The sequence below is a fragment of the Erythrobacter sp. F6033 genome (genome assembly GCF_023016005.1).
Lineage (GTDB): Bacteria > Pseudomonadota > Alphaproteobacteria > Sphingomonadales > Sphingomonadaceae > Erythrobacter.
This window is the reverse complement of sequence record NZ_JALKAZ010000001.1, coordinates 656,983-680,769: the sequence shown is the minus strand read 5'-3', so window position 1 is coordinate 680,769 and position 23,787 is coordinate 656,983. Positions and strand designations below refer to the sequence as shown.

The 23,787-nt window shown below is 56.0% G+C and carries 13 protein-coding genes; 7 read left to right on the top strand and 6 right to left on the bottom strand.

What is annotated here, in order from left to right; translation table 11 throughout:
• Positions 1–13 precede the first annotated feature (13 nt).
• Positions 14–439, top strand: coding sequence for a lasso peptide biosynthesis B2 protein (locus MWU39_RS03170; protein WP_247158529.1), 426 nt, complete (start codon positions 14–16; stop codon positions 437–439).
• 37 nt (positions 440–476) lie between these two features.
• On the opposite strand, the gene MWU39_RS03165 is transcribed toward MWU39_RS03170, so the two are convergent.
• Together MWU39_RS03165 and MWU39_RS03160 are read right to left on the bottom strand one after the other, a co-directional pair.
• Positions 477–1,193, bottom strand: coding sequence for a hypothetical protein (locus MWU39_RS03165; protein ID WP_247158528.1), 717 nt, complete (start codon positions 1,191–1,193; stop codon positions 477–479).
• A 1-nt stretch (position 1,194) separates the two neighbouring features.
• The gene (locus MWU39_RS03160) at positions 1,195–3,294 is read right to left on the bottom strand and encodes an adenylate/guanylate cyclase domain-containing protein (protein WP_247158527.1); all 2,100 of its coding nucleotides are present in this window, start codon (positions 3,292–3,294) and stop codon (positions 1,195–1,197) included.
• A 719-nt stretch (positions 3,295–4,013) separates the two neighbouring features.
• On the opposite strand from MWU39_RS03160, the gene MWU39_RS03155 reads away from it, so the two are divergent.
• The 6 genes from MWU39_RS03155 (at position 4,014) to MWU39_RS03130 (ending at position 17,002) form a co-directional block, all read left to right on the top strand.
• Positions 4,014–5,303: a DUF11 domain-containing protein gene (locus tag MWU39_RS03155; RefSeq protein ID WP_247158526.1), complete on the top strand. Its 1,290-nt coding sequence runs from the start codon at positions 4,014–4,016 to the stop codon at positions 5,301–5,303.
• Between the two features lies 1 nt (position 5,304).
• Positions 5,305–7,509 carry a DUF11 domain-containing protein gene (locus MWU39_RS03150; RefSeq protein ID WP_247158525.1) on the top strand — a complete coding sequence of 735 codons (2,205 nt, stop codon included), beginning with the start codon at positions 5,305–5,307 and terminating at the stop codon, positions 7,507–7,509.
• Positions 7,510–7,538: 29 nt separating this feature from the next.
• Entirely contained in the window at positions 7,539–9,755 is a 2,217-nt protein-coding gene (locus MWU39_RS03145; RefSeq protein ID WP_247158524.1) for an SdrD B-like domain-containing protein, read from the top strand.
• Complete coding sequence (locus tag MWU39_RS03140; RefSeq protein ID WP_247158523.1) at positions 9,755–13,351, top strand: hypothetical protein; 3,597 nt, start codon at positions 9,755–9,757, stop codon at positions 13,349–13,351. The genes MWU39_RS03145 and MWU39_RS03140 overlap by 1 nt, the downstream gene beginning before the upstream one ends.
• Before the next feature lie 126 nt (positions 13,352–13,477).
• Positions 13,478–14,818: a FecR domain-containing protein gene (locus tag MWU39_RS03135; RefSeq protein ID WP_247158522.1), complete on the top strand. Its 1,341-nt coding sequence runs from the start codon at positions 13,478–13,480 to the stop codon at positions 14,816–14,818.
• Between the two features lie 15 nt (positions 14,819–14,833).
• Entirely contained in the window at positions 14,834–17,002 is a 2,169-nt protein-coding gene (locus MWU39_RS03130; protein ID WP_247158521.1) for a CHASE2 domain-containing protein, read from the top strand.
• Here MWU39_RS03130 and MWU39_RS03125 read toward each other — a convergent pair.
• The 4 genes from MWU39_RS03125 to MWU39_RS03110 form a co-directional block, all read right to left on the bottom strand.
• Positions 16,993–17,541 (bottom strand): hypothetical protein, encoded by a 549-nt coding sequence (locus MWU39_RS03125; protein WP_247158520.1) that lies wholly within the window; start codon positions 17,539–17,541, stop codon positions 16,993–16,995. The genes MWU39_RS03130 and MWU39_RS03125 overlap by 10 nt on opposite strands.
• A gap of 30 nt (positions 17,542–17,571) precedes the next feature.
• Positions 17,572–18,261 carry a response regulator transcription factor gene (locus MWU39_RS03120; protein WP_247158518.1) on the bottom strand — a complete coding sequence of 230 codons (690 nt, stop codon included), beginning with the start codon at positions 18,259–18,261 and terminating at the stop codon, positions 17,572–17,574.
• A 471-nt stretch (positions 18,262–18,732) separates the two neighbouring features.
• Positions 18,733–19,944, bottom strand: a complete 1,212-nt coding sequence (locus MWU39_RS03115; RefSeq protein WP_247158517.1) for an Nramp family divalent metal transporter — start codon at positions 19,942–19,944, stop codon at positions 18,733–18,735.
• On the bottom strand, positions 19,941–23,600 hold the full coding sequence (locus MWU39_RS03110; protein WP_247158516.1) for a hydantoinase B/oxoprolinase family protein: 3,660 nt from the start codon (positions 23,598–23,600) through the stop codon (positions 19,941–19,943). Before MWU39_RS03110 ends, MWU39_RS03115 begins: the two co-directional genes overlap by 4 nt.
• Positions 23,601–23,787 lie beyond the last annotated feature (187 nt).

Sequence of the window (23,787 nt, the reverse complement as noted above, 5' to 3'; positions counted from 1 at the left end):
CGCAGGCACCGTCATGACTATCATCAGAGCCATCAAGAAGACCGTTTTGCGAGCCGAGATAATCCTCGGCCTGGCCTTCGCTCGGTCATTGATAAAGTTTGTTCCGTTCCGGTGGTGGGAAGGCAGCATTGGTGTGATCAATGACGCTGACCAATCAGGCGTTGCAGCGTTGACAACGGCTCAATCGAAGCAGGCCTTTGACATTGGTCGGATTATCAAACGGGTGGCTGACAAGCAGAAATTCGATGCCGTTTGCTTCCCTCAGGCGATTACGGGTCACTGGATTTTGAGGCGGCGGGGCATCCCTTCGAGCATCGTGATCGGCTCACGCCGTGACCCGGCAACGGGCATCGCGCTGCACGCATGGCTCAAGGCAGGCGAAAACGTCGTCACCGGTCAGGACCAATATGAGAAGTTTAGCAGCTTCGCCCGGAGCTAGCGTTGGAAACCGGACCGGTAGAACGTAAGGTCAGCGCTTACTCGCTTAGCCGGTCAGCCATCTGATCGACCTGCGTTGTGCACCCTGCGGCGATCAAGGCTTCGGCCATTTGATCGGCCCGCCGATACTCGCCATCGATAAACGCAAAGGTGATCTGCACATTTGCAGCTTCGCTTCCAGGGGCAGAAATCGAGTAGGTACCGCCCGCAGAGACCGACATAACGGCGGGATCAAGCGGAGCGACACTGTCTTCTGCATCGAAGGTGATGTCGGCAGATACTCCGTCCGGAGCGGTCAGGCTGTAAGTCGCGATTGAGGCGCTGTCTGGACGCCAGAACCGAACCGTATCCATGCTGTTCAAACAAATCGTACCGGGCTTGGTGACATCCACATACCAAAGGCTTGGGTTCGTGGGCACGATGTTCTCGTCGTTTCCGCCGCGGACCGATCCCAGACGAACGCGATTGGCTGCACGGGTCCGCGTAAGCGCCGAAAAGCGCGAGCGCGTCACTTTAGGGCGCTCACCGACCTTAAAGGTGCCGGCTCCCTTCATAACCTTCGTACCGCGCGAGGTTAGAACAGTCACACTGTCGCCTGCCTTGAGCGTGATCGTCGCGCTATCAGCGACTTTCGCTCCAACCGGATACTTGCTCGACGAAGGGCCTGTGGATTTCACAACCACACCAGCCATCGCGGCAACCGGCCCGGTCAGGACTGCCCCCGCCAGAGCAAGACCCGCAATACGCACACTCATATTAGCCGAGAACATAAGTTCCCCCCTCGTCCAAATTGTCCAAGCGATTGATCAAATTCAATAGCGCCAAATCCGCAGGGTGGCTAGCAACCACCTCCGCGACCAATTCCACCGCTTTAGCAGGGTCGCTGGCGGCAAGATTGGAAGATTCCGCCAATTTCTCGCGATCTTCGATAGGGAAGCCGGGGGCAGGTTCGAATATCTCCACCGGCCTTGCTCGCCCGCGCAGGCGAACTTTGCCCATTGCGCGCCACCAATCGAGGCCCGAGCGTTCGGCAAATTCGCGGCTCGCCATAACAGAGGATTGGAGCGCCTTGTTTGCGGCTTCCAGCCGGGCGGCGGTGTTCATGCTGTCACCCAGCGCGGTGTATTGGATACGGGTTTCGCCGCCGAAATTGCCGATAACGGCCTCGCCAAAGTGCAGCCCCACCCTCGTTTTGCCGATTTTGGGCAGTGAGGCGTCCATCTCAGCGACTTCAGCTCGGAAAGCCTCACCAGCCTGCCAGATCGCGTATCCTGCCCTTGCAGCGCGCTCTGCGTCGTCTTCACGCGCAATTGGCGCGCCCCAGAACGCAACAACGGCATCGCCGACGAATTTGTCGATCACGCCGCCGTGGTCGAGCACCACCTGGCTGAGCATCTCCAAATAGCGGTTGAGCAGCTTTGCGACCATTTCCGGCTCAATGGCGTGGCTCATCTTCGTAAAGCCTTCCAGATCGGAGAACATGACGTAAATCTCGCGTTTCTCCCCGCCCAGTGCGAGCAGCTCTGGCCTGTCGATGATCTGTTTGGCGATGTCGCGCGGGATGTATTTGCCGAGCGCACCTGTCGCGAAATTGCGTTGTTTGCGGCCCACAGACCGCGCAGCGGCGGTTACGGCGGTGAAAGCGACAATCCATGCCACAAGCCACCCAACTGCGGGCAGGCCGTATGTATCGACGTCGCGCACCTGAAGAAAGACGGGAATGCCAACAAACAATACGGCCATAAGCAGAAGCAGTGGGACAAGCCGCCTCGCCGGCCATTCAAGCAGCGCAGTCAAAACCGCGCTGAGCACTACGACAACGGACATAAGCCACAATATGGCGGAAGAGATCTGCGGCATCACGCGGCCATCAAGCATCTGAGAAATCATCTCTGCATGGACTGCGATCCCTGGAGGGACGTTTCCCGTAACCGATGTAAAGGACGTTTCGACGCGGTCATAATCGACAATATCCCCGCCGATCAAAACGTACTTACCCTCGATTGCTTCTGCAAAGAGCGGAATAACCTCTGGATCAAGACCAACAAATGCTGCGATGTCCAGCGATTGAAATAGCGGCGCGGACGCGTTTTCTTCGGCTCCCTCGCCACCATCAACAACCTCCTCCTCATAAAGACTGCGCCGGTATTCGATCGCGCCTTCGTATCCCGCGAATGCTTCCACGGGCCCTTTTGCACCTTCGAGCATGGCGCGCGCGAGCAGCGGCGGTAAGTCTGGCTCGATGCTTGGCCAAACACGGGTTGCGCCAAAAGTGTTATCCAAACGAATGCTGGCTGGACGAGCGCCGCTACCCTCAAGCGCAGCCATGAACTCTTCCAGATAGAGTTGCTGTTCATAGGTTATATCGGCTTCGTTCGTAGCCACCGCTGCGTACCCAACAGCCACCGGAGCTTTCAGTGAACGAAGCGTTTCGACCAATTCAAGGTCTTCATCTTGTGGCTGGTCAAACAGGATATCGATCCCGATTGCTTTCGGATTCATTTGATCGAGATTGCGTAAAGCTTCGGCCAAAATATCGCGCGGCAACGGCGAACGTTTGCGTGCATCGATCAAAGTCTGATCGGTGAAAACGACCATGACGACACGGTCATCCTGCTCAACAATGTCAGCTGCAAAATAGCTTCGCAGATCATAGAGCGCGCGTTCAGCCTCGCTCGTCAGCGGGGTTGGAACTTCACCATCCGGCAGGGTCCAGCTGAACCGCGCGATGAACAAAGCCGCGGCCACAAGAACAATGGTCGCGAGGATTTGAATGGTCCCCGCCTCGCGCACATTTCGCCAGCCGCGCTGCAAAATCTGCACACCCCATGGCGCCCGCTTCGTCGCTTCAGACATAGTCTCTGATTCCCCCAAATCCGGATTGAAGAAGCTCTGGAATTTTGGTTCCAGATACCATCAACCCGGCGCTCTGTTGGCATACGGCAATTCGAAACGAACTCAAAATTGGACATCCTGTTGAGCTCAATTTCGATCAACTATCGAACCCCTCGTCGCACAAAAACGCCCGGTCAACTCTGGCTAATCTTGGCATCTTTGGAGCTCAATCCACGCATTCAAATTCGAGCTGGAGCGCCACTCAGATTGGCGATCTGGCCGATTTGGTAACGTTTGGATGAGCTGCAAAAACGCAGGTCATAGTTAATTTCAAGGTAAGGAATTCGGCACCTCGAAATTACTTTAGCACGTGATTATCACGCCCTCCATGCAGCTAGCATGGCGCTGAAATCTCTGCCCTCGAAAATACTTTAATAAACGCATTTAAAATAAAAATATCAGAGCTTTAAAATATATTTATGATATAATTTCTATTGCAGCTATCCTATTCGAAATATCGGTCCGATAATCGATCATTCAATCGTAGGGTCCAGCCTCGTTGCCGCTCAAACCTGACATGTAAAATAGCGTCAAATCGTTTCGGCTTGAAGAGTTCGTTAACCATTTTACGCAACAAGTGACCTCGTAGTTTTACGGATGCGTTCCCGAAACCGACCAACCGGTCAGTCACAGGCGCATCCCGACAAACACAAAGAGTTTGAACGAACGGGGCACTATCAATGCAACGCACACGCCACTCTATGTGGAACAGTGTAGGAAGGGTCGGCAAGACTGCAGCGATGGCTGCGGTTCTTGGTGTGTCTTCCGTGTGCTTTGCAGATGAAGCCGCGGCCCAAGACACCTTCACCGTTGCGACAAATCCGGATGCGCACACAGCCACGTACACAGATGCGAATGGCCGCGTAATAACTGTTCGCGCGATCCCGGAAGATACGTTTTGTACATTCATCAACGCAGCCGGATACATCGGGTCCTTCGCCCGATCGAGTGTCACCGCTTGCGACAGAACAATCAGATTCACCTTCGAAACGTCAGGCTTTCTGGTTCAGGCGATTAGCATCAACGACATCGATGATTTCGATGGCACGGCACCTCGCGACGCACTTGCGATGACTGTAGCCGGCACCTGGACTTCGCCGACAATTGAAGTCCACTCATTCGCATCACCGCCGGCATTCGCGAACCAGTCCGCACGGCTAAGCGCGGCCGGCGGCGTCGGAACGTTTATTTCAAATGCTGCGGGTGACAATCCTGTCGACGAAGCCGCCACGTTTACGATGACGACTGCGACACGCAATTTCACCCTGCTGCATGACGATGTTCAGGATGGTCGGAATGCGCTGTTTTATTTCGACCTGAACAACATGCAAATCACCAGTGCCGCTGGCTCTGTTGTCGCAGTCGATGATACCGGCAGCGTAACGTCAGCTGCGGGCGGAAGCGCTCTCAACGTTTATACGGGCGACACTCTAAATACTGTGGCCGCCGGGACGACCAACACTGTTGTTGGTCTCGCCAGCGGGTCCACCCTTCCCTCCGGCTTCACATTCAACACAGCCACGGGCGAAGTTTCAGTCGCCGCAGGCACGCCGGTTGGCGAATATTCTTTTGATTACGAGATCTGTGAAATCGGTTTTGCAACAAATTGCCAAACCGCCACAGCAACAGTGACTGTTACCGGCACTGTCGATCTATCGGTGACGAAAACGAACACGCCAGGCGTGAATGGGGATGTCGACCAAGCGGCCGACACTGTCCTGTCGGGTTCGACAACTACCTACACCATCAATGTGAGCAATGGCGGACCAGACCCCGTCATCGGCGCACTGGTTACCGATACGCCGGGGGCAGGCATCACCTGCAACGGTTCCAACCCAATCACAATCACGGGTGACGGCGTTCCTGCCGGATCCTTCACTTTTGCCGATCTTTCGGGCGCAGGAATCGCGCTCGGAGTCCTTTCAACCGGTCAAACGACCACTCTCTCTTACTCTTGCCAGGTGAACTAAAATGATGAATTTAGACAACATTTCTGCCGACAAGTATGCTGTTAGAAAAGCACCGGGCCTGCCAGTGGCTCGTATGCTGACCAGCGCACTTCCTTTTGTGGCACTGGCCGTGCCGGGCGCAGCCTATGCGCAAAGCGCGACCAACACGGCAACTATTACCGCCCCAGCTGGTGCGACTGATAGCGATCTGTCGAACAACTCTGCGACTGATACGGATACTATTTTCGCCGATATCGCTGCACTTCCTGATGATTTCTCGGGGACACCGATCCTTTCGACCGGTGGCTCCACCGCGACAGTGTTCACGAACGACACGCTGAATAGCGCTGGCTTCGCGGACACGGATGTGATCGTCTCGATCCTTGATGATGACGGTATCACCGGTGTCTCGATCGCTTCGGATGGTACCATCACCGTTCCAAACGGCACCACGCCCGGTACGTACAACGTTCGTTACCAAATCTGTGAAGCGGCCAACCCGACCAACTGTGCGGACGCACTTGCGACAATCGTCGTGGGCGGCGTTGCCGATCTGGTTACCGCGAAGACACTCTCTTCTGCGAGTTCAGAGCCTGCGGTTGGCGACACGGTCACATTCGAAATCGTTGTGACGAACAATGGCGGCGATGATGCGACCAACGTTACGCTGACTGACAGCCTGCCTGCTGGCCTAACTGCCACACTCAACAACGGCAACGTCACAGCGGGTACCTATGTAGCCGGAACCGGTGTCTGGACCATCCCGACACTTGCGAACGGCGCATCTGCAACCCTGACGATCGAAGGTGTGGTTGACGCGGGTACCGAAGGTACATCCATCACCAACACTACGACGGCTGCAACCGGCGATCAGACTGATCCGACACCTGTCGGAGACGATCTGGTAGAAACCGTCACAGTCATCAACACCATCATTGCGAACAACGATGATTTCTCGGGCACGCCAATCCTATCGACCGGTGGCAGCACAGCAACTGTGTTCACGGACGATACGCTCAACAACGCCGGATTTGCGGATACGGATGTTATTGCAACCATCGTCGATGATGACGGCCTGACCGGTGTAACAATCGGCTCGGATGGTACGCTGACCGTACCAAGCGGCGCGACACCGGGCACTTACAACGTCGAGTACCAAATCTGTGAGGCGGCCGACACTGATAACTGTGATACGGCGATTGCAACGGTAGTCGTTGGCGGCGTTGCCGATCTTGTAACTGTCAAAACACTGGCTTCGGGAACATCCGAGCCTGCTGTTGGCGCAACCGTTACATTCGAGATCGTTGTCACCAACAATGGCGGCAACAACGCGACCAATGTCACGCTGACTGACAGTCTACCTGCTGGCCTGATCGCCACACTTAACAACGGCAACGTCACAGCGGGTACCTATGTAGCTGGAACCGGTGTCTGGACCATCCCGACACTTGCAAACGGCGCATCTGCCACCCTTACCATCGAAGGCGTGGTCGACTCGGGTACCGAAGGTACGTCGATCACCAACGTCACGACGGCAGCAACCAGCGATGAGAACGATCCGACACCTGTCGGCGATGATCTTGATGAAACCGTTACGGTCATCAACACCATCGTTGCCAATGACGATGACTTCACCGGTACCTCGATCCCATCGACTGGCGGAACCACTCCGACTGTGTTCACAGACGACACGCTCAACAACGCGTCGTTTGCACCAGCCGATGTCATTCCAACGATCACAAATGATGGCGGTTTGACCGGCGTCACGATCAATCCGGACGGTTCGATCAACGTACCGTCGGGCGCAACTCCTGGAACGTATTCAGTTACTTACCAGATCTGTGAAGTTGCAGATACGGATAACTGTGACACCGCTACAGTCGATATTGCTGTCGGTGCGGTTGTCGATCTCTCGATCACCAAGACAAACACGCCTGGCGTGAATGGCGAGGTTGACCAAGCGAACGATACCCTGACCTCTGGTCAATCTGTCACATACACCTTGGTCGTCACCAACTCTGGCCCAGATGCCGCTGTTGGTGCTGTCCTCACGGATAACCCAGGCACAGGACTGAGCTGCCCAGTCACCAACCCAGTGAACTTCACTGGCTCTGGTACACCTTCGGGCTCGTTCACGATTGGCGATCTCACAGGCTCGGGCATTACGCTCGGAACGCTCCTCTCGGGCGAGTCTGCGACCATCACCTACACCTGTACGGTCGATTGATAACGAGCGAGCGAACGGGCGGATTGCCGATGTACACCTCACAACATATTACAGGTTTGCCAAGCAATCCGCTTAGGGGGATGCTGACGAGCATCCTCCCGTTCCTCGCGATCGTGACTCCGGGTCTGGTCATGGCCGGTGTTGTCACCAACACCGCCACGATCAGTGTCCCCAGCGGCGTTCTCGACGCCAATGCTGACAACAATACGGCGGTCGATTCAGATACCCTTCTGCTGTCGATCGATCCCACCGACGACACCCTTATCGAAGTCAATGGAAGAACCGGCGCAACCGATGTTCTGAACGTCTTCGATGGCGATACGATAGGCGGGGTACAGGCCGATCCGACAAATGCGACCGTCGCTTTGCCAGCGGGAGTTACTCTCCCCCCTGGGATTGCGTTCGATCCGACGACCGGCCTTGTAAGCGTCAACCCGAATACTCCGGAAGGCGATTACACATTCGACTACGAAATCTGCCAAATCGATGCGCCTGACAATTGCGAGATTGCAACGGTTTCGATCAATGTCATCACACCGCCTGCCGGACTGTCCGGTACGGTGTATTTCGACGCAAATAGCGACCGCACGCTCGATAACGGTGAAGAGCTGCTTGAGGGCTGGACTGTAGAAGTCCTGGACGGCGATACGGTCGTCGCGGTTGTCGTTACCGACGCAGATGGTTTCTATGAATTCGCAGATCTCGTTGCGGGTCCAGAATACACAATCGTATTCCGTCACCCGAACAACAACGTCGTCTACGAAATTATCACGAATGTTCTGTTGCAGGACGCATCAACCCTGCCCGATCAGAACCTTCCGATTGATCCGTCCGGTGTGGTTTACGACGCGATTACACGGGAAGTCGTAGCAGGTGCCACGCTTACGCTGGTCGACAGCCGAGGCAACCGCCTGCCAGATGACTGCTTGCTCGACCCAAGTCAGCAAGATCAAGTTACTGACTCAACAGGCGAATACCGCTTTGATGTCATTCCAGGCGCTGCAGGGGCGTGCCCGGTAGGCGAGGCTGAATATGCAATTCAGGTGGCTCCGCCTGCTGGATTCAGCTTCATCTCGACAATTATTGCACCGCAGGGCGGCTCGCTCGATCCTTCTGGTCAGGGCAGCCCGTTCCTGGTCGACACGACAATGGAAGCGCCGACGACGCCGAACCCCGTCTACTACCTGTCATTCCGCCTCCAAAGCGGCGATCCGGACGTGATTAATAATCACATTCCGCTTGATCCGTTCCTTTCGCGCGGCGATCTAATGGTCACCAAGACCTCGACGAAACGTTCGGCAAGCACAGGCGATCTCATTCCTTACGAGATCACCGTTCGCAACGAAGAGCAGTTCCGCCGCGACGATATCGATGTGGTCGACATTCTTCCTGCGGGTATGACCTATGTCCTTGGAAGTGCTCGGGTAAATGGCGTTCCGCTTGAGCCCGAACAGACCAACAGCAATCGCGAACTGGTCTGGCGTGATCAGATGATCCCGGCCAATGGAACGATCCGTTACAACTTCGTCCTCATCGCGGGCGCAGGCATCACCGAGGGCCAGGCCGTAAACACCGGCCTTGCCGAGAACGACGCTGGCGAGCTGGTCTCGAACCGCGGAACAGCAACCGTCTCGATCATACCGAGCACTCTGTTCGATTGCTCCGAACTGATCGGTCAGGTCTTCGTCGATGCCAATGGCAACGGATATCAGGACGAAGGCGAGCGCGGCATTCCGTCTGTCCGCCTGGCGACAGTCAAAGGTGAGCTGATAACCACCGACGAGTTCGGGCGCTATCACATCGCCTGCGCCGCAGTTCCTGACGCGCGTATCGGCTCGAACTATGTCCTGAAGGTCGACACCGCCACCCTGCCTGAAGGCTGGGTAATGACCACCGAAAACCCCCGTTCGATCAGGCTCACACGGGGTAAAATGGGCGAGCTCAACTTCGGCGCTGCGCTGGCTTTGCAGGCAAGCATGACGTTCGAAGCCGAAGCTTTCGCCGTTGACGGCAGCATCCGTCCCGACAACATGGCTCGCCTTCAGGCCTTCGCCGATGAACGCGAAGGAGCGACCATGATCCGCGCCGTCTATCTGATCGACGGCAGCGAAACCCGTGATCTGATCAACGATCGGATCAACGCCATCAAGACCGCCGTAGAGACGACATTCGCAGCGAAAAGCAGCGACGTAACGCCTGTCATTCAGGTGCACGCCGTCGAGAAATCACAGGCGGGAGACCAATAATGCAACAGAACCGCACCCCCCGCTTCAGCGCAGCAATTGCTCAAATGAAGGATAGCGTCCGTCTTGGCCTGGGTCTCACCACCCTCGCCTTCGCCGCGCTCGCGGCACCGGCAATGGCTCTTGTTCAAGACAAGACCGAGATCGCTCCTACAGACAAGAAATCTGCCGACACCAGCAATGGTTTGAGCATCCAGATTATGGAGCCGGATCAAGTCGAAGATGGCGACCAGCTTGAAGAGCGTGAAATTGTTGCAGACACGACCGCCGGCACCGAAGCCTATCAGATCGAAGTCCGCAGCGATGAACGCAAGCTTCAGCCTGTGCTCGCCATCGGCATGGCCGAGTCAAAACGTCTGGTTGAGCGCGGCGGCCGCGTCACCTTTATCGGGTACAACAACTACCCGGCCCTCATCGCGCGTCAGGAAATTCTGATTTTCGAAGCGGGTGCGTCGACGACGTCTGTCCCATTCGCCACCATCAAACTTGGCTCGAGCGGATTTGCGAGCTGGCAGGTCAGCGCGGATGCGCCCGAGCAGATGGTCTATGTCTTGCGCGCTTACGATGCCGAAGGTCGGTTTGATGAAACTGCACCGCAAGAAATGGTCGCGCTCGACGAGCTCGATGCCGACCAGATCCAACCGGGCAAGAACGTTTTCGGACAGCATGACGAAGCTATCATGCGCACGATCCGGATGCGCAATGTCGCAACGGTGACTGTAACCGGGCGCGCTGATCCTGAAACAAAACTCGTTCGCGTTGGTGAGCAGATTGTGCCTGTCACTTCCGATGGCAAATTTGTCAGCGAGCAGATCGTACCGGACAAAACCAAGTCGGTCGCAATCACTATCGGTCAGGGCAACGACATCAAATTTGCCGCTGTGCGCGATCTCAATATCAACCGGGAAAAATGGTTCGTGGTTGCTCAAGGTGAGATCACAATCGGTCGATCATACTCCAGCGGTCCGGCCGAAATTGTTAGCGGCAGCACGCTTGCTGATGGCAACTATGCCATTGGACGCACTGCATTTTACGCCAAGGGACCAATCGGGCGAGACTGGAAACTCACCGCGGCTCTCGACACCGGCGAAGCACCGATCGAAGATCTGTTTTCCAATCTTGATCGAAAAGATCCGCGACAGCTTTTGCGCCGATTGAACTCGGAACAATACTACCCAACCTATGGTGACGATTCGACATTGGTCGAGGATGCTCCAACGCAGGGCAGGTTCTATCTGCGCGCCGATAACGGCGTGAGCCAGGCTGTCATCGGTAACTTCATCGCTGAAGTGACCAGCACCGAGCTCGCACAGCTTGATCGCGGCCTTTTTGGCGCGCTGGTTGACATCAACACCGCAGGAACGACCGCTTTTGGCGAGCGCGACGCGCAATTGATCGCGTTCGCGTCCGATCCGGGCACCGTCCCTGCGCGCGAAGAATTCCGCGGAACCGGCGGCTCGCTCTATTTCCTTGAGCGGCAGGACGTTTCGATCGGTTCTGAGCGCGTTCGCGTCGAAATTCGCGACCGCGAGACCGGAATCGTCGTGGAAACGCAGGAACTGCACCCACGCGAAGACTATGATTTTGATCCATTCAACGGTCGTTTGACACTGCTGCGCCCTCTGCCGACGACTGTCAGCACGGGCCGCACCGTTCGCGAAGGCAGCCTTTCGGGCAACATCCCGGTTCTCGTTGTACGCTACGAATACACCCCAACTGTGGGTGAGATTGATGGCTACAATATCGGCGGCCGTGGCACAGTTTGGATCGGCGATACGCTGCGTCTTGGCGTTACTGCGCAATCGGATTCGACGGCCGACGTTGACCAGACGCTGCTTGGCGCAGACGCTGTTTTGCGCATTACTTCAGGAACTTACTTGAAGGCTGAAGTCGCGCAAACCGAAGGCGCTGGCTTCGCTCAATCGAACTCTTTCGATGGCGGTTTGTCGTTCACAGACCTCGAAGCGCCAGTGATCACGGACGAGGCCTATGCATGGCGTGCAGAAGCGGCGGTAAACTTCGCTGAACTCGCCAACAAACAGGGCAATTTGGGTACAATCAGTGCGTTCTATGAGCAATTGGATCGCGGTTTCTCGAGCTCTGGTCGTTTGACCATCGAGGACACCGTGCGTTGGGGCGCTGCAGTCGATTTGCCGGTTGGCAAGAGCGGCGCGATTGTAGCGTCCTTTGACGAAATCACTGTCGACAATCGCGGTACAAACCGCACCGGTGAAGTTGATGTCACGCAGGCATTTACGCTTGGCAGCGGCAAGCTGACCGCATCGGCAGGCGTCCGTCACGAAGATCTGGCTCCGGCAACAGGCTTTAACTCGACCCAGGTCGGTGAACGCACCGATGCTGCGCTTGAGCTCAAATTCCAACCTGCGGGTAGCAGCTGGACATTGAATGGCTTTGGCCAGGTAAGCCTTTCGCGGGATGACACTCGTGCTAGCAACAACCGCGTCGGCGGCGGCGCGACTGCGCAGATCACCGATCGTTTGTCTTTCACTGGCGAAGTGTCCGGCGGCGATGGCGGTCTGGGTATCGATGCGTTGCTCAACCACCGCCTCGGCGAAGGTGCTGAAACATATGTCGGATACCGTCTGCTTGCAGACCGTACAGATACCGGAATTGAACCGCAGAACCTGTTTGCAGACAATCAGGGCGGCGCTCTGGTGGTTGGATCGCGTCAGCGCTTCTCCGACAGTCTCTCTGTATTCGGTGAAAACCGTATCAGCGTTGGCGGCGACACCTCTACCCTCGCCCGTAGCTTTGGCCTGAACTTCACGCCAACAGAGCATATCAGCATCAGTGGCACATTCGAAAATGGCCGCGTTGATGACCCTGAAAGTGGCCCATTTGAGCGCACCGCTGGTTCGGTATCCTTTGGCTACACCACCGACGATGTACGCGCTGGTGCGGCAATCGAAGTGCGCGATGATGAAGATGCCAATGGTGGCCAGACCGTATGGCTTCTGCGTTCGAACCTGAGCTATGCCGTCAACCCTGATTGGCGTTTCGTAAGCCAGTTCAATCTGGCCATGGCAGACAATGAAGGCAGCAGCATCCGTGCCGCTGAATTCACCGAAGCTGTTGCCGGGTTCGCATACCGCCCAGTGAACAATGAACGGATCAACGGGCTTGTTCGCCTGCAATATTTCGAAGACCTTGGTCCAGCCGGACAGTTCACAGGATCAGGCCAGATTGAGAGCCCGAAACAGGTGAGCACAATCTTCAGCGCCGATTTCAACTTCGACCTGTCGAAAGAACTCACGCTGGGAACCCGCTATGCCTATCGCGGCGGCAGGGTCTCCTTGGGCCGGGATTCAGACGAATTTGTCAGCTCGGACGCGCATCTTGCCGTTCTTCGTGCAGACTACAATGTTCTGAAACAGTGGGATATTCTCGCTGAAGGACGCGCATTGTGGGTCACGCAGGCCGATGACCTGCGTCTGGGCGCGTTGCTCGGTGCGTATCGTCACGTTGGTGAGAACGTGAAGATCGGTGTCGGCTATTCGTGGTCTGATTTCTCTGACGACCTGACCGATCAGAGCTATACCAGCCACGGACCATTCCTAAATATTCTCGGCACATTCTGATGTGAAAGCCCTTCGCCTACGAGCTGGGCGCGTTGTAAAAAAGTGTGAGATCGCAGTGATCGACTTGGAGCATCCGGCGTGATGCACTACGCTGCGACTAAGTAAATCAAGCGTAGCGGAGCGGACATGATGGCACTGAATTGCTCGAGGGGAGCGCTGCTCGCTGCGGCCGCGTTATTTGGCCTCCACACGCCTGCCGCAGCGCAGGAAAACGATACGATCGATTATACGATCCGGCAGGGCGACACTCTGATCGGTTTGGCAAGCAAGTATTTCACCAATACGAGCGTGATCGGCCAGGTCATGGTGCTCAACCAAATCCGCGACCCGCGCCGATTGCCAATCGGCAAAGTGCTCAAACTGCCGCGCGATATTCTGAAGTCCAAGCCCGAACCGGTTCGGGTTTTGCACGTGTCCGGCGACGTTACAGTCAACCGCAATGGATCGAGCGTCAGCGCGAAACAGAACGATACTATCGGTGCAGGCGCAGTCATCACGACTGGTGCCCGAGAGTTTATTACTCTCGGAGGTACCGGCGCATCCAAGATTTCACTGCCGTCTAACTCTTCAATCCGCATCCGCGGCGCCAAACGCTACATCATTAACGAAGCGATCGATTTCGATGTGCAAGTGCTGCGCGGTCGGAGTGCGATAGAGGCCCCAAAACTCAAGCGTGACGAGCGTTACAATGTTAGCACGCCGCGCGCGGTTACCGCCGTTCGCGGGACGAAATTCCGCGTCGCCTTTGATGAGGCTAAAGAAACCTCGCTCACAGAAGTGACCGAAGGCGTTGTTTCCGTTGCCAGCGCTGGCAGCGAAACGTCGCTCCCCGAAAAATTCGGAATTTCTGCGTTTCTTCAAGGGCTTGGCGAAACCGAAGCCCTGCTGTCTGCCCCCAAATTGATTGATCCGGCCAAGACCCAAACAGGCGAAAAAGTTACGTTTCAGATTCAACCTCTGGACAATGCTAAAGCGTATCGCACGCAAATTGCGCGCGATCAGAGCTTCATTGAAATCATCGCCGAGGGCGTTTCGGAAGACTTGGAGATCACTTTCGACGATCTACCGGATGGCCGCTTGCGTGTGCGAAGCAGGGCCATCGCGGAAAGCGGATTGGAGGGCCTGCCGATTGAGGATGGCTTCCGCAGAAAACGCGTCGGGGCGGCGGCGGGGATTGAAGAATCGCCCTTTGCCGATGCATTCAAATTCGTCTGGCTGTCCGAAGGAGAGGGGAACTCCTTCGGCGCCTTCCAGCTTTGGAACGTAGAGACCCCTGAAGTTCTGGTGGTTGATGAGGTGGGACTTCAATCGAACGGACTTTACGTCAGCAATCTAAAACCCGGTAAGTACGCATGGCGTCAGGCGACATTTCAAATCCTTAAGGAAGAAATGGTCAACGGCGAGCTAAAGCCGAGCGAGATCATCAAGGTGTGGACTCCAGCGCTCACGTTCGACGTAGACGAATAGCGCCGAGGCGGATTGGTGGGATCGACTTTGACCAAGACTTCGCGTTTGTTCGCGGAATGGGCGCTGCTTTTGGTGGCAGCCGTCGGTCTGATCATTATTGCGCAGCAAAACGATTGGACCGAACGGCTCGATCAGCAAATTCTTGATTTTTCGATGCAATCAATGGCCAAAGAGCCGCATCCATCCATCGTCATTGTAGAGATTGACGAAAAGTCGCTTGCCGATCTCGGCAGCTGGCCTTGGTCCCGTGATATTCACGCCCGTCTGATCCGTAACCTGTCGGATTCCCGGCCCAACGCCATCGGTCTTGATGTTCTCTACATTGAACCGAGCAATGCCGAAGACGATGCGCAATTGGGCGACGCAATCAGAGACGCGGGCAATGTCATACTCGCGCATAGCTTGGCGGATTACCCCGGACAATCAGGCGCACTGTTCCCAATTGAACCGATCAGAAGCGGTGCCGCGGGACTGGGTCATGTGGGAATCGAGCTGAACAGCGACGGCACTGCCCGAAGTTTTGAGCTCACCGCATCTCAGGGTGATGATCGCTACCCTCATTTTATCAAATCTCTGCTTGAACTGTCTGCGCCAGAATCCGGTTTAGACCTGCCGCCATCCGCAATCGTGCCGTATATGCCCACTGGCAAAATCCGCACCCAACCTGCCGCTGATATTGTTGCAAACAACCATTCTGCTGATGTGTTCGAGGGCAAGACTGTTCTGGTTGGGGCAACGGCGCTGGGATTGGGCGATCAATATGCGATCCCCGGCTATGCGGGCGGCCTGATGAGCGGCGTTGAGATGCAGGCCAATTTGTTAAGCGCGATATTAAACGATCAATTGGTTCTGCCCGCGTCAGTCGTTTGGACGCTCGCGCTGCAATTGCTAGCAATCCTCGTGCTTTTCATTGTGTTCTGGCGCTCATCTCCGAAATTCAGCCTGATTATCGCCACTGGCCTTATTGCTGGGTTGCTGATCCTGACATTCGCCACCGTGCGTTTCGGAAATGTTTGGGTCGCGACGGGCCCGGCGATACTCGCTATCATCCTCGCCTATCCGCTTTGGGCATGGCGCCGCCTCGCGACTGTGAGCCGATTTTTGGAAACCGAAGCGAACACACTGCGCTCGGCAACGGATGATCCCGCTCGCCGCGAAGGTGAAGGCTTTGACGTGGTCGCACGGCAAGTCTCGCGAGTTAAGATGCTCAGTGGAGAGGTACGCCGAAACTTACAGCTGGTGCAGGACGTCATCAACGCAACGCCTGATGCGATGCTCGTTTTCGACGCTGCGGGATCGGTGTCGATGGTGAACCATGCGGCGACCAATTTGTTCGGTGCGACCTGCGTTGAAGAAAACTGCACATTTGCCGAACTCGTCGCAAATTCTGGCGCGCACTATGACGAAGCGCGCCAGGAAATCGAATTCGAAGATCAGCGCTGTTATCTCCTGGCCAAGGCTTCAATCGATCCGACGGTCGGAAGCGAAGTGCTGGTCATGCGAGACATTACGGCGATGAAAGCGGACGAGAGGCAACGCCGCGAAACACTGGAATTTCTTTCGCACGATATGCGTTCGCCGCAGGTTGCGATCATTGGATTGACCGGGAATTCAGGCGATACGCTTGAAAAGGAAGAACGCCTCTCCCGCATTGAAAGCCAGGCACGCAGAACGCTTAAGCTTACAGATGATTTCGTTCAGATTGCACGCGTTTCGACCGAAGGCATCAATCTGGAAGAGGTCGAAATCAACTCCGTGCTGTTCGAAACTGCTGACCGTGCATTCCCTCTTGCACACCGCAAAGGGATATCGATTGAAACCCGCGAAAGCGAAGAGCCGATGTTCGTAAAACTCGACCCCGCAGCAATGGCGCGCACGCTCGACAATCTGGTTGGCAACGCAATCAAGTTCTCGGACGAAGGAACCAAGGTGGTTCTATCGGTCGATGTCTCGAACACAAACCAGATCGTGATCGGAGTCCGCGATTCAGGACCGGGTCTGCCTCCGGAACGCGTTGAGGACCCATTCGCCCGCTTTGGAGCAAAGAGCAACGGCGCAGGACCAAGTGCCGGGCTCGGATTGGCTTACGTGAAGCAGGTGGTCGACAAGCACGGCGGAAGCATTGCGATTGAAACCGCGCCTGGCGAAGGCACGGAGTTCAAAATCGCGATCCCCTATTCCTGAGAAGTGCCCAGGGCGGCAGAGCTGGTGACGGATCGCACCAACAATGCAGCCAGTGCGTCCATCTCGGCGCGATCCCCCGGACACGCGATGAAGTGGCCTTCCGCCTTGCCGACAAGCTCATTCGCGTCGCGATCGAACACGGCAAGGCTTCCCCGAACACGTTCTGGTTTGCATTTGTGAAACCACTTCGCCTTCACCCCGCCACCGGCTGACGGAGAAACACCCTGCTGTTCTTGCGCAACGGTAACGACGGAAGTCTGCGCCGGCTGCGCTGAAACGGCAAAATCCGCAATCCAGCGACTACCCGTTTTGCTTGAGATATTTTGCTCCGAAAATGCCCGAGTAAGGGCGTCGGCAAAACCAACTTTCATCGCAAGAGCTTCAGGATCAGCCGTCATCTCAACGTCAGTGATCGCATTCGACAAAGCCAATCGGTGCGTCAGAGATGACGGCTGCTCAATCGCGCATCCCGCCAGCAACAAGGCAGAGAGCGACAAGGCGGCAAACCGGGGCAATGTGTTCGAGATTTTACCGGTCATTTGGCGCGGACCTGTTTTCAAGTGATACGATCACTCTTCAGCATACTGATCCATACGATATCCGAAACCAAAAACCGTCCGGATCACAAACCCGTTCTCGGGCGAAAGCTTCAATTTCGAGCGCAGGCGGGATACGTGCATGTCGATTGTGCGCGTCTCGATCTCAGCATGCCCTCCCCATACCCGCGAAAACAGATACCCACGCGAGAGCGGGCGATCGAGGTTTTGAAAGAATAGGTCGGCGAGGTCGAATTCCTTCGCGGTCAATTGAATGACTTCATCCTCGCGCTTGATCGATTTTTCGAGCCGGTCAATTTCATACGCCCCATACCAATCGTGGCGCTTGTGCTCAGGACTTGAAGCCCGGCGACCTGCGGCCTCTATGCGGGCGCGAATGACCTCATCCGATTCCGGTTTAACAACATAATCGACAGCACCTGCTTCCAGGCCGCTGACCACGTCGCCTTTGTCCTGACGGCTGGTGAGCAAGATAAAGGCCGGCGGCGCATCCAGATTTTCTGTCGCCCATTCCAGCACTTCAAGGCCCGTCATGCCTGGCATGTTCCAATCGAGCATGACGACATCGAAGGTTTCTCGCTTGAGCGCGTTAAGGATCGAAATCCCGTCGCTGAAACAATTCACATCATGCCCGGCATTTTTAACGACAAACGATACCTGATCCAGAATATCCTGTTCATCATCAGCAAGTGCAATCCGCATCGTTTAATCTCTCTCAGAAGTATCCGCCCTGAAGCCGTTTTACATATTGGATTGCAATCCGCCAGAATGGTGGGCCGCGATTGGCAGTGAATTTACAAGTCTTTACCGAATGATCCAACTCGTAAAATTGGCAAGCAGCTATTACTCGGACTTGATCTCACATCCGAATTTCACTGCGTGTTTGTAACGTCCGCTTGCTGCGATGACTGCGTGGGCGCGGCCAGAGGCGCTGGCTCGGATGGCATTTGGGCCGCAGCCAAGAAAAAGCACGACAGGACAGAGATTACGCCGAGACCAATCGCGAGGAACAGCATGCTCCCGCTTTGAGCTTTGTCTGATACTTGGCGATCCATCCGTCGCGCCCCCCCTAATCGAATCTCAATGAGCCTGCGCTAGCACTTCAAATCGATAGCGGGTGTAAACAGGTGCAAAACCTCACGCGCTTCGCCGGCATGGCGAGGTACAGCCTGACTAGCTCAACGCCGTTACAATTAAGCGAATTCCCAACCCGGTAGCGACCATCACCACGATCGCGCCCAGCACGTTTGCGAGCCAACGATTTGCAAATTCGCCGAGCAACTCACGGCGATTGACGACATATAAAAGGAAACCCGCAATGATCGGTAACAGCAGGCCATTGGCAAGCTGCGCCAGAACAATAATCTCAATAGGCTTCGTGCCCGTGAGTGAGAGAAGCGCACCAATGGCGATTACGCTCAATGTGATGACCCGGAAAGCTGTAGAACTCTGACCGCCCTTAAGCTTCAGGATCTCTGTCATCGCATAACCGGTGGCAAGCGGCGCGGTAATGGCGCTGGTCAGGCCCGCAGCAAACAGCCCGATGCCGAGCAAATACTTTGAATACGCCCCAAACAATGGCTCAAACTGTGTCGCCATATCGGCGGCATTCGTGGCTTCGATCCCTGCCGCAAACAGGCTGGCAGCCGATGTCGAAAGGATCAGAATTGCGATCAAGCCGCCCAAACCGATTGCAACCACTGTGTCAGCTCGGACCGCGCCCAGGTCTTGTGGGCCCGACCATTTTTGCCGGACTGCGGTGGAATGCAGGAACAGATTGTACGGCACCACCGTCGTCCCGATCAACGCAATTACGGTCAACATCGCCCCATCGGGAATGGTGGGCGAGACCATGCCGCCAAACAGACTGCCAAGGTCCGGCCGAACGATCGCAAAAGTCGCGACGAATGCTGCGGCCATAATGGCGACCAAAACAAGCAACACGCGCTCAACAAGCCGGTAACTTCCGCTCAAAAGCAGCGCTGCGGCAAGGACAGAAATTGTAAGGACGGACAGGCTGAAAACCATACTGCCCTCACCCGCCACGGCAGCAATGCCCAAAGCAGCACCAGAAAGATTGCCCGCTTCATAGGCTGCATTGCCAAGATAGAGAGCCAATCCCACCAAAACGATCAACGGCCATTTCCAAACGCTTTGGTCGAGCAAGCCCGAAATCGTTTCTCCCAGCCCCTTTTGCGTCACGACGCCGAGCCGCGCAGACATTTCCTGCAAGATGATCGTCGCAAGGGTCGCGAAGACCAGCGCCCACACCAATGCGAAGCCAAAATTTGCGCCAGCCAAAGTGCAGGCTGTGACAGTGCCGGGCCCGATAAAGGCAGCCGTCACCATTGCGCCCGGGCCGATATTGCGAAGACGTTTGATCATTGGTTGCTTGGCTCCCCCGCCTTTTTTGAAACAACCCTTTTGGAAACGGGGCCGAAACCGCCGCCGGTGGGCGACTGGATCACGATCCTGTCTCCTGCACGAACAATGGTCTGCCCGCTGCCGCCCACATCGTCCACCGTGCCATCCGCGTGTTCCACCCGATTTCGACCAAGGCGACCGTCCTGACCGCCCATCAAGCCAAACGGCGCAATCCTGCGCCGCTCCGAAAGGATCGAACATTCCATCTCTTCAAGGAAACGGATTGTCCGCGTGATGCCATCACCGGCATTCCATTGACCCTTCCCGCCAGACCCACGATCAATGCTGAAATCATCGAGGACAACAGGATACCGTGCTTCGAGGATTTCGGGATCAGTCATGCGGGTATTCGTCATGTGCGTATGCACCGCATGCGCGCCATCAAAGCCCGGGCCCGCCGGCGCACCGGAACAGATCGTTTCATAATACTGGTATCGATCATTGCCGAAGGTCAGATTGTTCATCGTGCCTTGTCCCGACCCAAGCCGTCCGAGCGCTGCAAACAGCGCATCGGTAATCGCCTGACTGGTCTCAACATTGCCCGCGACCACCGCCGCCGGATAAACCGGATTGAGCATTGAACCTTCAGGAACAATGATCTTGAGCGGCTTCATGCAACCTGAGTTGAGCGGAATCTCATCGGCGACGAGGCAGCGCATCACGTACAGAACCGCCGCCTTTGTGACCGCTTGCGGCGCGTTGAAAGCACTATCAAGCTGAGCGCTGGTTCCTGTAAAATCGATGGTCGCCGATGCCGCTTCCTGATCGACCGAGATTGCGACTGCGATCACCGCGCCGCTGTCTAGATTGACGCTGAACTCGCCGGACTTCAAAGTCTTTAAGAGCCGCCGGACAGATGCTTCGGCGTTGTCCTGAATATGCTGCATATAGGCTTGTACGACTGGCAAACTGTAACTTGCGACGAGCTGTCTGAGCTCGCTGGCACCGGCCGCATTTGCCGCGACCTGTGCCATGAGATCGGCGATATTCTGCGGGATATTGCGCGCAGGATAATCACCTGCGCTCAAAGCCTGCTCAATGCGCGCTGTCTGAAACTCGCCGCGCTCAACCAGTTTCAAGTTATCAAGCACGATCCCCTCTTCGTGGATTGTGCGCCCATACGGAGACATCGAACCCGGCGAGATACCGCCGACGTCTTCATGGTGTGCGCGGGATGCGACGTAGAACAGAATTGCCTCGCCAGCCTTATCAAAAACAGGGGAGACCACTGTGATATCAGGTAGGTGGGAGCCGCCGTTATGCGGATTGTTCTGCACAAACACATCGCCCGGCTCGATGCTTTGCCCGCTATCGATCACAGTTCTTACGGTCGCGTCCATCGACCCGAGATGCACGGGAACGTGCGGCGCATTGGCCACCAAAGCGCCTTCGGCGTCAAAGATTGCGCAGGAGAAATCGAGCCGCTCCTTCACATTGACCGATTGCGATGTGTTGCGAAGAATGATGCCCATCTGCTCTGCAATGGAGCGAAACAGATTGTTGAAAATCTCAAGCGTGACGGGATCGGCTTCGAGTGACACGGAGCGACTATCGAAGGCTTGATCGTTAGCCGTCAGGATTAGGTGCCCGTGCCGATCGATTGTTCCTGACCAGCCCGGCTCAACGATAATCGTGCCCGTTTCTTCGACTATGATCGCAGGGCCTTGCACGCCCTGTCCGACAGCAAGATGTTCAATTTCAAAGACCGGCGCTGAATGCCAGGCGCCTTTGGCAAAAAACTCGGTTTCGGCGACCGGCTGCGCTGGCTCCCCTGCTTGTTGCCCCACAATACCATTTGCCGGATGCGCCCCTCCTGCTCTGCTTTCCACGATCAATGTATCCAGCAACACCGCCTTTTCCTTGGCAGTAAAACCGTATTGCCTTTGATGTGCTTCCTCGAAATCTTCGCGCATCGTCACTGCTTCGGCCACCGGCACAGTCAACGTCGTATCGGTCCCGGCATAGCGGAGTAAGGCAACAGCGCGTTCGGAGATGTCGCTTGGTTCAACACCTTGTTCCGACAGCTCGGCAGCACCGGATCGCGAAAGCTCACGGACACATGCTGCCATCTCGCCCTCGATGCTGTGGTGCAACTCTTTGCCAATGACCCGCTGTCGTTCCACCTGTGTCGACGCAAGCCCCATACCGTAAGCAGAAAGCACACCCGAAAACGGGTGGAGCATGATGGTCCTCATGCCCAAACGTTCGGCTACGAGGCACGCATGCTGCCCGCCTGCGCCGCCAAAGCAATTGAGGGCGTAATTCTTCACGTCATGGCCGCGAGCCGTAGAGATTTTCTTGATCGCCTGCGCCATGTGCTCGACCGCAATCTCTAGGAAACCTTCGGCGACATCCTCTGCAGAACGTCCGTCTGCGATGCTATTGGCAATCGCGGCAAAGCCGCTGCGCGAAGCTTCCCGATCAAGCGGTTGATCCTGCCCGGAACCAAATATTTGCGGGAAAAATTCGGGCTTCAGCTTGCCGAGGCACACATTGATATCGGTCACGGCGAGTGGACCGCCCCGACGGTAACAAGCAGGGCCAGGATCGGCGCCAGCAGATTGCGGACCAACGCGGAAGCGGCCGTCTTCATATTTCAGGATCGAGCCACCACCCGCCGCCACGGTATGGATATGAAGCATCGGCACCCGCATCCGTACGCCCGCGACTTCGGTTTCGTAGACTTTCTCAAGCTCGCCAGAGTAGTGTGATACGTCGGTTGACGTGCCGCCCATGTCAAAGCCGATAACCTTGTCGAAGCCGGCCTGACTTGCGCTCTGGACACAGCCAACAATCCCGCCTGCTGGACCTGACAGGATCGCATCGCGGCCGCGAAAACTCGCCGCATCAATCAGACCGCCCGATGATTGCATAAACAGCAGCTGATCAGGCTCCTGACCAGGCGCGAATGCACCCGAGACTTGATCGACATAGCTCCGCAGAATTGGCGTCAGATAGGCATCGACCACTGTTGTTTCAGCACGCGACACAATCTTGGTCAGCGGGGTCACTTCGTGACTGGCGGAGATTTGGGTGAAGCCAATTTCCCGTGCAATCTCGATCAATTGCTGCTCGTGCTCGGGGAATTTGTACGAGTGAATCAGCGCAATGGCTACTGAACGAAAACCATTGTCGAAAGCAGCCTGCATCGCCTTACGCGCGTGGCTGATATCGACGGGTAGCTCAACTGTCCCGTCTGCTCTGACCCGTTCATCGATTTCGACCACGTCACCATAAAGCAATTCGGGTTTTTTGATGTCGAGCGCGAAAGTATCGGGCCGCGCCTGATAGCCTATCTCGATGACATCCCTAAAGCCGCGCGTAGTCACAAATACCGTTGGTTCTCCCTTGCGCTCCAACAGCGCATTGGTCGCAACGGTTGTCCCCATTTTGATCGCTGCGATATCACCGCCAGGTATCGGGTCTGCGTCCGGCAAGCCCATGGCCTGACGGATGCCGTATATCGCCGCGTCATCATAACTTTCTGGATTCACTGAAAGGTATTTGCGGGTCGTCAGGCTTCCCTCTGGTGACTTTACAACGAGGTCTGTGAACGTCCCGCCACGGTCGATCCAGAACTCCCATTTGCCATTGGTGTTCGCCTGCTCGCTATCCATTCAAATCGACGCCCACTGTCCGCATTCCTCAGTGCAGCATCTGTGCGCGAGTGGCGCAATCAATGCAAACCCGGATAGCTGCTGAAGGCACTCTAACGTGCTTGCCGTGCCCCGCGCATCTCGGCAGGGGTGTGGCCTTCATTGGCGGTTTGACATGAAAAAGGCCCGACCGAAAATATACGGTCGG